Source organism: Caballeronia udeis (genome assembly GCF_044909315.1).
In the GTDB taxonomy this organism is placed as follows: Bacteria; Pseudomonadota; Gammaproteobacteria; order Burkholderiales; family Burkholderiaceae; genus Caballeronia; species Caballeronia udeis_A.
In genome coordinates, this window is record NZ_JBIYEB010000013.1 from 53,587 (window position 1) to 66,709 (window position 13,123).

Sequence of the window (13,123 nt, forward strand, 5' to 3'; positions counted from 1 at the left end):
CGGATTCTCCGGTGGCCAGTCCGTCGGAGTCCCGTAACCGCAGCGTAAAAGCCCCATGAAACCCCGCGACGACCAGACCATTACCGAAAAATAACCGAATCATCACGCTTCGCGGCGGCGCCAGGTTTAGTCTGGCCGGCATCTTCCCTCGTTGAGCAGTTGCGACGATCTGGTGTCCCGACGGAGCCCGGCATGAACGATGTCGTTGCATACGAAAGCCTTTCGAAATCAGACGGGACGCCGCGAAGCGTAGTGATCCCCCGCCTTTCGTCCAGGACGGGCGCGCTGCGCGCAATCTCTCCCCCGCATCTCCCGCTGGACGGCCTCGCCGCGGGGGCTCTGCAAATTGCATGGAGCAGCGGCCCCCGGATTGACTTCGGCTTTGCGGAACTCAGGCTCGATATCGAACGGGCGTGGCAGACGGTCACGCACCTCGATTGCAGGGACGCGCTCGCCATCACAGAGCTGATCGAACATCTTGCGAGCCGGCTGCCTGCGACCGCGACGAAAGCGCTTCGCTGCGAGATCGCGGCGTTGCGGGCGGTGGCGCTCGTGTTGCAGGACGATGAGGCGGCTGCGTTGGCGGCCGCATTGTCGGCGCGCGGCCCTGACGCAAGTGCGCGGACTGCGCACGTTGCGTCGACCGTTTGCCGCAGCGTCTATTGGCGGCTCGGCGATCTGGAGAGTTTCCACGCGATGGAGCGCGTCAAGCTTGACGACCGGCCGGGCCGGATGCAGGCGGTGTCAGCGCTGTTCGACCTGGCATTGGACGCCGCCGTCGCGCTCGATCAGATGCGCTTCAGCACGGCGCGTTTGCTGGCCGGACACGCGCTTGAGGTCGGGCGCCGCTTTGTCGGCACGCATGTCCTGGCCGATGCATTTCCCGCCTGCATCATTGCGCAAGTGCTCTACGAACAGGGCCAGGTGGATGAAGCCGAGGCGCTGCTCGTCGCCCGGATCGCCAATATCCGCCAATGTTGTACGGTCGAAAGCGCGCTGCGTGCGCATGTGTTGCTGGCGAACATCGCCGCAAGCCGGGGGCAGCATGGCCGCGCGCTGGTGATTCTCAGCGAGGCCGAGGCGCTCGGCGAGCGGCGCGGCTGGCCGAGACTGCGGGCCGCGAGCCTCGCGTACCAGGTTGAGATCGAGGCAGGTTGCGGGCGCGTCGAGCAGGCTGCGAGCTGTCTGCAGCGGCTCGCCGAACTCGCGGCCGAAGAGGGCGCTGTGAGCAGCAACGTGCGCTTTGAGATCGCGCGTTTTTACACGATCGCACAGGCGCACGTCGCGCTAACCCGCTCGCCTTGTGCCGTCGATATGATTTCCTTGCGGCAGGTTCATCGTGACACGCTATGGCGCGGTGGTCTCTATGCAGCGGTGCCGGTTGTCCTGTTGCTGGTCGAAGCCTTGCTCGTGACGGGGCAACGCGGCGAGGCGGTCGAGGTGCTCGTCGGTCTGCTCAGGCTTGCGCCCTCCGTGGGTCTGCATCAAACCCTGGTTGATTGCAGTGTGCGCGTCACTGAGCTCATTGAAGCCATCGTGCAACAGCGAATCGTTCCGGACAGCGATATCCGCGAACTGCTGCCGTATGCGAGCATGCTGCTGGTGCACCGGCAACGCGACGCGAACGAGGCCAATGAGCCGTTCGCAGCGCGGCGCCCGAACGCCAGCGCGGGACTTAGCGAGCGCGAGCGCCTGATCGTCGCGCTGATGGGGCGAGGGCTGTCCAACAAGCAGATCGGGGCAGAGCTTGGCATCGCACCTGAAACGGTGAAATCGCACGCCAAGCATCTCTACACCAAGCTGTCGGTCAGAAACCGGACGGAGGCTGTCACGCTCGCGACCCGTCTCGGTTTGCTCTAGACACACCGAGGAGACTCGCAGGATGCCGGCATCGGCCGGCGTCTCCCGGACGTGGACGGGGGCTAGCTGTCTGCCTCCAGCGTGGCGCGCAGCGTGTGCCCAGCGGGCAAGCTTGCTGCGAGCGCCGCTTTTTTACTCGCTGCGAGTTCGGCGTGACGAGCAGCCGCTACCACGTCGCCAGTCAGGCTATACGCTTCGCTCGCAGTGCGATGAATGCGCCAGTCGGCGAGCGGGGTCTGGAAATGCTGCGTGGCCGCGATCGCCTTGTCCAGGCAACGCACGGCATCCGTTACTGTGCCAAGCTGCAGCGCCACACGCGCCTGTAGCTCCCACGACAAACCCTGCCAGGTACGTTCTTCCGTGGCGGTCGCAAGCTTGACCAGACGCGCGGCATGCGTCATGGCTTCGTCGAGTTTGCCCTCCGTGAGCGCAAGGTCCCCAAGTCCCCATTCGAGCGACAGCCGCCAGTACCAGTCGAAAATCACTGGTTCGTTATCCATGCGCTGCATGACGTCGAGCAAATGAACGCGCGCGGTGCGGGTGTCGCCGAGGCCAAGATGCGCCAGTCCCTTCAGGAGAATGGCGAGCCGCTGCTCCGCAGGCAGGGTCGACCGACGCACGGCGGTCCCGGCCAGTGTTTCCGCGAGAACCTGCGTGCAGGACTCGAGCATGGCATCGAAGCCCAGCGCATGGAATTGCACCCAGCAGCGATACAGCGTCAGCGTATCTGCACCGTACTGATTGCCGTTCGCGGTATACATTGCAATCGCCCGGTCGAACTCGTGCTGGGCGCGCCCAAGATCGCCCAGATACAGGAGCGCCCAGGGCACGCCGAGATTCACCATCCATGTGGCACGCGCCATGTTGAACTCAGGGCGGTTCTCGTCATTGTCGACGAGGAACTGGTAGCTCGCGAGAATGGTGTCCCGGGCCTGCTGATAGCGCGTGGAGACCATCAGTACCATGGCGTATTCGCACTGCGACCAGGCAGTCGTGAACGGATCGGCGCCGTTACGCAAGGTCTCGAGCGCAACTTCGCATTGACGGATGTCGTCGGCGCGCCAGCCACGTACCCACATTCTCCAGACATACCCACTGATGCGGGTGCGCGCCTGTTGCTGCGGATCGGTCTGCTGTTCGCTGAGGGCCAGCGCTTCGTCGATGATCCGGCTGCAGCGCAATTGATCGCGCCAGCTATAGGCGTAAGCGAGGCTCAGCAACGCGCGGCTCTGGATGTCGATCAGACCGAGTTGCGCGGCACGCGTTGCCAGTTGCTCGCAAGTCTCGAGTGCGCGCCGGTCATGCGATGCGGTGAAGATTGACGCGCGCCCCTCGAGGAATTCAGCTTCCGCCGCGGCCCGTGCATCCTCAGGCAGATTGGCGGCCAGCATCATGGCGCGATCGAGAACGGCGAGCGCGTCGTTGTACGCGAGGCGCTTTTTCGCCGTCTGGATGGCGATGCGCAGATAGCCAAGCGCGCGCGACCATTGCCTCGCGGCCGCGAAATGCTGGGCCAGTTCGGCCGCGATGCCGCCGCGCGCTTCCGGAGCGCAGCGTGCTTCGAGTTCCTCGGCAATCCGAAGGTGAGAATGGGCGGTTCGCAGGGCGCCCTGACGCTCATAGAAAGTCTGCCGGTACATCGTATGGCGGAACGCGAACGTGCGTGCGGCGACCATGTGATCGAGCGGCGCAGGCGCCTCGCGGCGGATGAAGCTTTCCTGCCGGCACAGCGCCTCGCACATCTCCTCGAAACATTCCTGGCTCAACTGGGCTACCGGCGCCACGACAGTTGCGTCGAAGTTGAGTCCCGCCACACTGGCGGCCTCCAGAACGCGTTGTTGATCGTCCGTCAGCCGCCGAATACGGTGCTCAATGACCTGGCTCAGCGTCAGCGGCACTTCGAGCCGAACTTCCGACGGCGACACATGCAGCTTCCATCCATCCGGCGTGGACTGGGCGATTCCCTGGGCGACAAGATGGTCGAGCGTCGCCACCATGAAGAGCGGATTACCGCCGGAGCGCTCGCACACGAGTCGCGCGAGACCGTTTTCGTGAGCTTGCTGCGCTTTGCCTTGAAGGTACTCGGCAATGGCCCCTTGGGTCAGCGGCCCGAGCACAATGTCATGGCAGAGTTTTTGCAAGCCGAGGTCGCGGTTCAGCCGGCCCAGCGGATGACGAGCGATTTCCACGTCCTCGGGGCGATAAGTGGCGACCACCATCAACCGTGCATGGCTGCGATGTCGGGCGATCGCGGAGAGCATGTCGACCGTCGAGTAATCCGACCAGTGAAGGTCTTCGAAGACGAGGGCGAGCGGCCGTTGCACCGACAGCGCGGCGAAAAACTCGCAGATTTCACGCAGCATGCGGCCACTCACGGCGCCAACCAACTGGTGTTGGAGCGCAGCGTGATACCGCTCCGGCACCGAACCGGGAAGCTGCGCGGCCCATGTCGGGGCGATCGAAATCAGGCTGCGCATGATGGCCGCGCCAGCTTCGCCGCGCACCAGTTGAGCGAGAGCTTCGAGGACAGGGTAATACGGCTCGGTGCCGCCGTAACCCTCCACGCAGCGCCCGAGCGAAGTCAGCACGTCGGCACGGCCGTCGAGGGATTCGAGGAACTGGTCGACGAGCGTCGTTTTGCCGATTCCCGGTTCTCCCGCGATAAACACGACCCGGGACTCGCCTGCGCAGGCCTCGTCGAACAGCGTCTTGAGCTTCTCCAGCTGCGGCGTGCGTCCGACGAAGGTGCCGTGAGCCGGTCTCTCTGCATCGGCGGCAGTGGCCCTGGCAGCGGTATTGGCGGGCATCCGGGTTCGCACAGGTGCGATGAAACGATAGCCGCGGCCGCGAAGCGTCTCGATGAATGTGGGGTTGGCTGGATCGTCGCCAAGCGCGGCGCGGATCGACAGCATGTGCCCCTTCAGAACCTGCGGTTCGACGAGAACCTTTTGCCAGAGCGCGTCGAGAAATTCATCGTGCGTCACGAGACGGCCGGCGTTGTCGACCAGATACTGAAGCATGTCGTAGGCACGTGGCCTGAGATTGAGCCGGCGTTCCTCTCCGTCTGGCGTCGATTGCCAGACGCATTGATTGGCTCGATCAAGCCGAAAAGGCGGAAATTCGCTCAAGTTTGTCTCCGGCCGTGCGGCTCATGCATTCGTGTCATCCAGTTTTTAAACTTCCTGCCGATTCTATACCGCGAAAACTTCGAATGTACGGACATGGACAACCGCAGTTTGCAAGGTCTTCAACCGGCAACGCTGTCCCCCGTTCGGGGGATTGGACGCACTAATACCCTCGACAATAATGGTTCATGGCGATGGGTCGAAGGAGCAGTGCACACCGCCGGCCTATGCCTTCGGACGGCCTGCGTCAGGTGATGCGCTGCGGTTTCCAAAGACGCCTGCACCCCATGAACGGCGACTTCCGGTCGCTCAAATCGAGGACGAAACGAAATGCCTGAAGCGTTTTCAGTTCCCCTTACCCCGCAAGGGAAGTCCGCACTGGCGACACTGCCGCCCTGGCATTATTCCAGCGACTGTCTCGCCATTGAATACTGGGCCGACCAGAAAGCAATCGCGGCGCTCCTCCCGCCCGGCGTCACGGTGGACGAGAAATCCGGCGGCCGTGCCTTCTTCTGGTTTCTGGATTGGCAGTTCACGGGTTCCAATGACGAATTGACGGACCCCGCCCGGTATCAATACCGCGAAGCCTTCGTTCTGGTCGAGGCCGTCTTCGAAGGTACGCCGGTCAACTATTGCCCGTTCATCTTCGTCGATAACGATGCCGCCATCGCCCGCGGATGGGCGCAGGGATTTCCAAAGAAACTCGCCAGCGTTTATCAGACGCGCAGTTTCTCCGCGCCCAGCCTCGCCGCTGCGCCGCTTGCCAAAGGCAGCCGCTTCGGTGCCAGCGTGTCCGCACACGGAGAAAGGCTGGCGACCGCCCGTATCCAGCTCGAGGAAGCTGTCGCTGACCCTGCGACCGTTTTCAATCGGCCTACGACAATGCGCCGCTACTTTCCGCAACTCGCATCCGGCTTTCAGGAGAAGCCGCCGGTCGACGAACTCACCATGTCGCTGACGGACAATCTCGCGATCGTGGACGTCTGGGCCGGCTCGGCGGAATTGAAGATTCCGGAAGTCGCCGGCGAGGATATGCATCTGATTGCGCCAGTGCGCGTCGGCCGGGGCTATCGGCTTGGCATGGCGTACTCCGTGACGGATCTGCGCATTCTGAAGAACTACGCGGCGTGAGTGCTGTGATGGCCCCCTGACTTGGCAGGGAGCACGGGTGTTCCCTGGCGCCAAGTTGAATGCTCGCAACACGTCCGAACAGGAGTTGTGCCCATGCCGCTCTACACCTTGACCACACAGGATGGACTACTGAACAGTGAGGCCAAGTCCAGGCTCGCGGTCGAACTGACTGACCTGCATTCTGAATATTCCGGTGTGCCAAAGAATTGGGTACACGTGGTGTTTCAGGAATATCCGCCTGGGAACGGGTTCACCGCCGGAGAAGCCGCGGCCACCGCCGCGCTCACGCTTCTGATCCGAACCGGCCGCACGCCTGAATATAAGCGCGGCTTGCTACAGCGTCTCTGGACATTGTTCCAGGCCGCGACAGGCGCGCCCGATGATCAGATTGTCATCGGCATTCAGGAGGTGCCCCCCAGTCAGGCGATGGAAATGGGACAGATCATGCCGGACGTTGCGAGCGAATAGGGCGCCGCGTGATCATTCAAGCCAGGGTAACGCCCGTGGGGAAACAGAAAAATTTGAACTTACGGTGGATGGTTGGCCCGGCGTCTACGTCGCTTAGACTCGCGGGTCAAAGCGGGTCATTGGTGTCATCGTCTCGCAATCCATGCTGGTGAAATTTCTTCTCTGATTCTGTATTCGATTTTGCGCTGCGTATCGCTGCATCAAAGCTCTCTGCTGTAGCTACATGTTTGTGATCGACGGAGACGAGCCATTGCGCACCGGATAGACACCATCGAATGCGGCGGTCCTCGAGCAAAACGGAAAACCAACGCCAGATCGCAGCGTCCTCCTGGTTGGCCGATGCTGCTGCTGCGCGTCGTACTGCCGAAAAATCTGCCCTATTGCTCTCCATACGGTTCTCCGCGCGGGCAATCACCAACCGCCCGCCTTGACTTATCGCCAGTATCTGGTGAGATACGGAAGTTTCCCCGCCCAACTGATGATTTGTCACATTGAGGCTCGGCTTGCGAATTGCACGCTAAACGAGTCGGGCAGTGCTTACGCTCGATCGGCGCGACAGTGCGTGAGGCGGCAGTCAAGATTATTTCCGGTGGGCATCCATCACAGACATGGACGGCAGCGCGATATTGTCTGGCATAGACAGGAGTCCGACTGACCGAAGCATCGAAGTGCGAATGTCGTAGAGTCGCCCGGATCGAGACTATGGATCGTCGGCGACGTCTAGTGTTTTGGAGCGAAGCATAGGTGCGCAGCGTCTACTGGTGACAGACCTGCATGAAAGAAACTCTGCAGACATTTCAAATTTTCGGTGCTCGGTTGATAGGGCGGAGTAATGAATCCACAAGACGGCCCCTGCGGTAAGTTGCTGTCCGCGGTGAAGAATTTCCTGGAGCTGCGAGTACCCGATCGACTGGAAAGCCGGATCAGATGCCGATACCGGCAATGCTCAGCTCCAAACTTCCATGCCGCGTCAGGCAAGGGCGGATCCCGGCACTTCTGCCGCGGTCTGGTCGTGTTCGGTAAAACTCTTCTTTTCAGTCACTGACGATCCTGCTTGCTCGAAAAAGCGTTGCGCGTCCAGAGCGGCCATGCAACCAGTCCCTGCGGAAGTGATAGCCTGCCGGTAGATAGAATCCTGGACGTCGCCTGCGGCGAACACTCCTGGGATGCTGGTCATCGTCGCCATCCCGCTTGCACCGCCTCTGGTGACCACGTAACCGTCTTTCATTTCGAGCTGCCCCTTGAAAAGGTCGGTATTCGGTTGGTGGCCAATTGCAATGAAGCAGCCCTTTAGTTCTATCTCTGTGGTCCCGCCGTCTCTTAGGTTATTCAGGCGTACGCCGACTACTCCGGAGTCGTCACCGAGAACCTCCGTGAGCGTGTGCCAGGTGTGCAACTGCATTCGCCCTGCAGCGACTTTTTCCATTACCTTGTCTATGAGGATGGGCTCGGCGCGGAACTGATCACGCCGATGGACAAGATGTACCTTGCGGGCGATATTTGACAGGTAAAGCGCCTCTTCAACAGCGGTGTTTCCGCCGCCCACGACACAGACGTTCTGGTCGCGATAGAAGAATCCATCACACGTCGCGCAACCACTCACGCCGCGGCCGAGAAAAGCCTCCTCGGACGGCAGGCCCAGGTACTTCGCTGACGCGCCGGTAGCGACGATCAGTGCGTCGCAGGTGTACGTGCCGGCGTCGCCGGTCAGCACAAACGGTCGTTGCTTCAGATCGACTTCGTTAATGTGATCGAACACTATGTGTGCATTGAAGCGCTCTGCGTGCTGCTGAAAGCGCTGCATCAGGTCAGGACCGGTCACTCCATTGACATCGGCGGGCCAGTTATCCACTTCGGTCGTGGTGACCAACTGTCCTCCCTGCGCCAGGCCAGTCACCAGCATGGGCTCAAGGTTTGCACGGGCAGCGTAGATGGCGGCTGTGTATCCGGCTGGGCCGGATCCGAGGATCAAAACGCGCGCGTGGCGCCTGTTGTCGCTTTGCATGGAAATGTCTTCATAAAGGTTTAGATTGGTATCTCAAAGACCCGTAAGTAACTTACGCGCGGACGATGCCATCGCGGATGAGGTTGTTGATCTGTTCCTCGCCGAAGCCCAGCAGGCGCTGAAGTACACCCCTGGTCTCACCTCCCAGACGCGGAGGCGCACTGCGATACTCCACCGGTGAAGCTGAAAGGCGCAGCGGGCTTGCTATTACTGAAACACCCGAAGTGTCGCCATCTGGAAAGTCGACCCTCATGCCTCGATATTGCACGTGCGGGTCGGCGAAAACTGCCGCAAGGTCATTGATGGGACCGCAAGGTACCGAGCGTGTCTCCAGGGTATCCAGCCACTCGGATGTTGTACGCGTAGCGATGACACGCTGTATGAGGGAAATCAGTTCATGACGATGTGCAAGACGCGCGCTATTGGTGGCAAAGCGATCGTCCGTCGACCACTCTGGCCGGCCGAGTCCCTCACAGAACCGGGCGAATTGGGCTTCGTTGCCGATAGTGATGATGATATGACCGTCACTTGTCCGGAAGTCCTGATACGGCACGATGTTCGGATGGGCGTTTCCCAGCCGCGGCGGTTGTTGCCCACTGGCGAGGTAGTTCATTGCCTGATTGGCTAGGCACGCCACCTGGACATCAAGGAGCGACGCGTCAATCTGCTGGCCTTCGCCCGTCTTGTCGCGATGAGCAAGCGCGGCCATGATACCTACGGTGGCATACAAACCTGTCAGGATGTCGGTCAGGGCGACGCCGACCTTCAATGGGCCGTCACCAGGTTCCCCGTCAGGGTGACCGGTTACGCTCATCAATCCGCCCATGCCCTGGATCAGGAAGTCGTAGCCGGGACGATGTGCGTAGGGGCCTGTCTGACCGAATCCCGTAATCGAGCAATAGATGATGGCGGGATTGGTCACCTTTAACGACTCGTAATCGAGCCCATACTGACTGAGGCCACCAACCTTGAAGTTTTCGATAACAACATCGCAACCCGATGCCAGTGCTTTCACGATCTCCTGGCCCTGCGGATGCGCGATATCAACCGCGACGGACTGCTTGTTACGGTTGGCGCCAGCAAAATAGGCTGACTGACGTTCATCGGTCCACCGGTCCGTGCTGGCCCAGGGTGGACCCCAGGCGCGTGTATCATCGCCACGGTCAGGATGTTCGACCTTGATAACTTCGGCACCCAGGTCCGCGAGTATCTGGCTGGCCCAAGGGCCGGCCAGTACACGGGAAAGATCGAGTATGCGCAGATGCGACAGTGCGCCCATTGAGAGTCTCCCGTCATAATGCCGTGATGCCGGTGATCGCGCGGCCGAGAATCAATGCATGAATGTCGTGCGTACCTTCGTAGGCGTTGACGACTTCAAGATTGACGAGGTGGCGAGCCACGCCGAATTCGTCACTGATCCCATTCCCGCCGAGCATGTAGCGCGCGAGTCGCACAATATCCGGAGCTTTTCCGCAGGAATTGCGCTTCAGTAGAGAGGTGACTTCCACCGAGGCGATTCCTTCGTCTTTCATGTGACCCAGCCGAAGGCACGCCTGCAGTCCCAATGCAATCTCAGTCTGCATGTCCGTGAGCGTCTTCTGGATCAACTGATTGGCGGCCGGGGGCTTGCGGAACTGCTTCCGGTCAATGAAACGGTGTAGTCATCGTTCAAACGGCCTGTTGGGCGGAAAGCCAGGTAAGCAACTGCGTACGCGACGCTGTACCGGTACGTGACGCGTGCAATTGGCCATCCTTGAAAAGCAGCAGCGTGGGCACGCCGCGCACGCCGAAACGGTGTGCGATCTCCGGGTACGTTGCAACGTCGATTTTCTCGATAGCCAACTGACCTTGTGTACTGTTTACAAGCTCGTCCAGCACAGGGCTTAGCGAGGCGCATGGACCGCATCCGGGTGTGAAGCAGTCGATGAGCACCGGAATATCGCTGTGAGCGACAAGCGCCTCCAGATCAGGCGGGGAGAACCTGTTTTCTGATGTAGTGCTGATCATTGCAGTTCGACCTTGGTGGTGAGCGGCGGTTGTGTACCGAGCCAGACTTGCTGGGCCTGTTGCCGGATCTGTTGGACACGCTGGGCGACTTCCTCCTGGGTGATCGAGCTGACCGGATGCATGATGACGACCGGCTCGAGCGCCTTCATGCCGACAGCCTGACGCGTCAGTTCGGTCTCGCGCGCGAACTCGGTCGTGATGATCGCAGCGCTCGGCACGCCAAGCTTCTCCAGCGCAATCGAGTCGCGGATACAGGCCGAGCAGCACGAGCCGCAGTCACCGATCGCGGTCAGCACCACGTCGTTCTCTGCAGCGATCTTTTCGATCAGCTCGGGCGTGGCGTCCTTCGAGAAGCTGTGCTTGACGTAGTAGTTCACCGCGGCGAACTCGACGTCCTCGGCGAGCGCGGCAGCCGCGCCGCGCAGCAGCTTGTTGGCGTTCCACTTCGAATTGTCCAGAATGCCCAGGCGAAGCCCGGCCAGCTTTTGCTTGCGCGGCGCGGCCGCTACGTTCTCAAAGCGGATGCTCCCCCGCGGGTCATACACAGTCACAGTATTGGTTTTCGTCAACATGTCTTTCTCCTGGAATGCAGCTGGGCTGCCGTCATCGTTACAGTGCGCAGGTGCCGCCCACGCATTCAGCGCCGTTATCCCCTGCGCCGCTGCCTTCGACTGCACGCAGTACGGGCGTGCTCATGTGACCCCAGCCGGGGATCAGCGCCGAGAAACGGCCGGCCTCGCCACCCATCACGAACAGGTGGATGTTCTCCGGACTGTGAATGATCGGGATGCGCGTGTTGTCCTCGCGCTTGTAGTACTTGGGCAGATTGCGGTTGTAGACCTTGCCGTAGCGGTGGCCGTACGCCAGATCGATGAAGCGGTTGCCATGATTCTGGAACAGGTAGTTGCGTACATCGGCGCGTGACCAGCCGTGCTTGCCGATCGTCTGCGCATGTTCCAGGCCGAGCACCACGGCGATATGGCCGCCGAGCACTGCGCTGTTTGAAGCGATCGTGCTCATTGCCGAGCACATCGTGTCGAGGATGCCCTCGGGATCGTTGGAGATGTGGTTGGTGACGCTGTGCGGTGCCTCGGCGGCCATCACAAACACCGTCGAGTCTTCAGGCTTGTAGCCGTGCTCGACGTGGTATGGAGCAAGCGGGCTCTGGGCTTCGTTCTCGGTCACGCAGTACGTGTATTTGCCCGGGTGGCCCAGCGTGCTCTTGTCCAGATCGCCAGGCCAGCCGCCTCCCACGTTGAGCATGATCAGACGCAGCGCGCGGCCAATGGTGGCGTTCGCGCGGTTGCCCGAACCGAATGCGTTCACGCCGCCGTTCATCCCGATCTCGCGGGCGATCGGGCCGTTGACGATCAGCAGCGGTGAGGCTACGTGGGTCGTAGCCTGCACGCCATTCAGGTTGAATGCCTGATCGGTGAGGGCCTTGACCGCAGCCAGCACCACCGGCGTGTATTCCGGTTTGCAGCCCGCCATGACCATGTTGATCGCGAGAACCTCACGGGTCAGGTCACCCCAGCGCGGCGCAATGCGCGCTTCCACGAACGACGCATCGCCGCCCAGGCGGGCCACGATCTCATCGACCTTTTCCTGCGTTGGCGGAACTACCGGCAGCCCGTCGCTGAAACCCCGCTCGTAATAGTATTCAACCAGATCCACATCGGCCGGAACCGTGGCCGTCGCAGACTCCCTCGTCTTGCTCGATTGCAGCACCGCATCCATCTCTCACTCCTTGTCAAGTTTATGGAGAGAGCTTAGGCGGATGTCGATATTTATTACAAGATCAATCTATTGCGCCAGATAATTCCGAATGAGGCATGAATACTTTATGGTCGAGAGAAAACACGGAGCACTTGCCTGAAGAGAACATGTTGTAGCGGCGGGCGCGTCACCTCGATATGCCTTTGCTCACATTCTCCTCACGCATGCTGCGCATCGAGTTGCTGCGTCGTGGCCAGGTTTGCGATTCCCCCGCCAGGTCATACCGTACGCGCTGGCGCATCAGTTCCGGTGAATGCGGCCTGAGGCCAAACGTGCAATGTGCGAGCGCACCCGTCTCTGGCACCTTCGCCCCGAGCAGCGCAAATACGTTATCCTGATCATCATTGGCGGGAACTGTCGCGGTGAGATGCTCATTTCGTTGGACAGACGCTCACGATCTCTTCGCTGCGCGCGACGTACGGCTTCGCAGTTCATGGCAAGAGAAGACTCTTTCCTTAGTATAACGAATCATTACCATCGCGTCGACGCACCGCTGCTCAAGTGATCGGCCTGCTTGCCGGTTCAGGTGCCGGTGACGCTTCGCTCAGCCTGAAGCGCATCCGTGTATACGGTTCGGTCGGGAAGCTGCGATGGAAACCCTGCGCACGGGCCACCAAAGTTGCCGATATATATGTGTTTATCGCAACTATAACCAGAAACAAATTGCGATTGGCATTGGTGCTGGCGAGCGCTAGTCTGGGCAATAGCCTATCAAGGCGAACGTTGCGCTGGCGCGCAGGGAGAAACGTAT

At 60.8% G+C, this 13,123-nt stretch carries 10 protein-coding genes and 1 pseudogene; 3 read left to right on the forward strand and 8 right to left on the reverse strand.

Going from position 1 to position 13,123, the window contains the following annotated elements; translation table 11 throughout:
* Window positions 1–192: 192 nt before the first annotated feature.
* Window positions 193–1,860 carry a helix-turn-helix transcriptional regulator gene (locus ABH944_RS21105; protein WP_404608707.1) on the forward strand — a complete coding sequence of 556 codons (1,668 nt, stop codon included), beginning with the start codon at window positions 193–195 and terminating at the stop codon, window positions 1,858–1,860.
* Between the two features lie 62 nt (window positions 1,861–1,922).
* Here the strand turns inward: ABH944_RS21105 and ABH944_RS21110 are convergent, their stop codons facing one another.
* The gene (locus tag ABH944_RS21110; RefSeq protein ID WP_404608705.1) at window positions 1,923–4,988 is read right to left on the reverse strand and encodes an ATP-binding protein; all 3,066 of its coding nucleotides are present in this window, start codon (window positions 4,986–4,988) and stop codon (window positions 1,923–1,925) included.
* Between the two features lie 327 nt (window positions 4,989–5,315).
* Between ABH944_RS21110 and ABH944_RS21115 the strand changes: the two genes are divergently transcribed.
* Complete coding sequence (locus ABH944_RS21115; RefSeq protein WP_404608704.1) at window positions 5,316–6,116, forward strand: acetoacetate decarboxylase family protein; 801 nt, start codon at window positions 5,316–5,318, stop codon at window positions 6,114–6,116.
* Between the two features lie 93 nt (window positions 6,117–6,209).
* On the forward strand, window positions 6,210–6,584 hold the full coding sequence (locus tag ABH944_RS21120; RefSeq protein ID WP_404608702.1) for a tautomerase family protein: 375 nt from the start codon (window positions 6,210–6,212) through the stop codon (window positions 6,582–6,584).
* A 106-nt stretch (window positions 6,585–6,690) separates the two neighbouring features.
* Here the strand turns inward: ABH944_RS21120 and ABH944_RS21125 are convergent, their stop codons facing one another.
* The 7 genes and pseudogenes from ABH944_RS21125 to ABH944_RS21155 form a co-directional block, all read right to left on the reverse strand.
* Window positions 6,691–6,975 carry a hypothetical protein gene (locus ABH944_RS21125; RefSeq protein WP_404608700.1) on the reverse strand — a complete coding sequence of 95 codons (285 nt, stop codon included), beginning with the start codon at window positions 6,973–6,975 and terminating at the stop codon, window positions 6,691–6,693.
* Between the two features lie 579 nt (window positions 6,976–7,554).
* Complete coding sequence (trxB, locus tag ABH944_RS21130) at window positions 7,555–8,589, reverse strand: thioredoxin-disulfide reductase (RefSeq protein ID WP_404608698.1); 1,035 nt, start codon at window positions 8,587–8,589, stop codon at window positions 7,555–7,557.
* A gap of 52 nt (window positions 8,590–8,641) precedes the next feature.
* Window positions 8,642–9,868 carry a CaiB/BaiF CoA transferase family protein gene (locus ABH944_RS21135; protein WP_404608696.1) on the reverse strand — a complete coding sequence of 409 codons (1,227 nt, stop codon included), beginning with the start codon at window positions 9,866–9,868 and terminating at the stop codon, window positions 8,642–8,644.
* Between the two features lie 13 nt (window positions 9,869–9,881).
* Window positions 9,882–10,238: pseudogene (locus ABH944_RS21140) on the reverse strand (acyl-CoA dehydrogenase family protein); the annotation flags it as partial.
* A gap of 19 nt (window positions 10,239–10,257) precedes the next feature.
* Window positions 10,258–10,596 carry a thioredoxin family protein gene (locus tag ABH944_RS21145; protein ID WP_404608694.1) on the reverse strand — a complete coding sequence of 113 codons (339 nt, stop codon included), beginning with the start codon at window positions 10,594–10,596 and terminating at the stop codon, window positions 10,258–10,260.
* Entirely contained in the window at window positions 10,593–11,168 is a 576-nt protein-coding gene (locus ABH944_RS21150) for a UGSC family (seleno)protein (RefSeq protein ID WP_404608692.1), read from the reverse strand. The genes ABH944_RS21145 and ABH944_RS21150 overlap by 4 nt, the downstream gene beginning before the upstream one ends.
* A gap of 37 nt (window positions 11,169–11,205) precedes the next feature.
* Window positions 11,206–12,333 carry a hypothetical protein gene (locus ABH944_RS21155; RefSeq protein ID WP_404608690.1) on the reverse strand — a complete coding sequence of 376 codons (1,128 nt, stop codon included), beginning with the start codon at window positions 12,331–12,333 and terminating at the stop codon, window positions 11,206–11,208.
* Window positions 12,334–13,123: the final 790 nt, after the last annotated feature.

Bases quoted from the DNA above. Each gene is read 5' to 3' on its own strand.
- ABH944_RS21120 (WP_404608702.1), top strand. From the start codon at position 6,210: ATGCCGCTCTACACCTTGACCACACAGGATGGACTACTGAACAGTGAG.
- ABH944_RS21155 (WP_404608690.1), bottom strand. From the start codon at position 12,333: ATGGATGCGGTGCTGCAATCGAGCAAGACGAGGGAGTCTGCGACGGCC.
- trxB (WP_404608698.1), bottom strand. From the start codon at position 8,589: ATGCAAAGCGACAACAGGCGCCACGCGCGCGTTTTGATCCTCGGATCC.
- ABH944_RS21135 (WP_404608696.1), bottom strand. From the start codon at position 9,868: ATGGGCGCACTGTCGCATCTGCGCATACTCGATCTTTCCCGTGTACTG.
- ABH944_RS21125 (WP_404608700.1), bottom strand. From the start codon at position 6,975: ATGGAGAGCAATAGGGCAGATTTTTCGGCAGTACGACGCGCAGCAGCA.
- ABH944_RS21150 (WP_404608692.1), bottom strand. From the start codon at position 11,168: ATGTTGACGAAAACCAATACTGTGACTGTGTATGACCCGCGGGGGAGC.
- ABH944_RS21115 (WP_404608704.1), top strand. From the start codon at position 5,316: ATGCCTGAAGCGTTTTCAGTTCCCCTTACCCCGCAAGGGAAGTCCGCA.
- ABH944_RS21105 (WP_404608707.1), top strand. From the start codon at position 193: ATGAACGATGTCGTTGCATACGAAAGCCTTTCGAAATCAGACGGGACG.
- ABH944_RS21145 (WP_404608694.1), bottom strand. From the start codon at position 10,596: ATGATCAGCACTACATCAGAAAACAGGTTCTCCCCGCCTGATCTGGAG.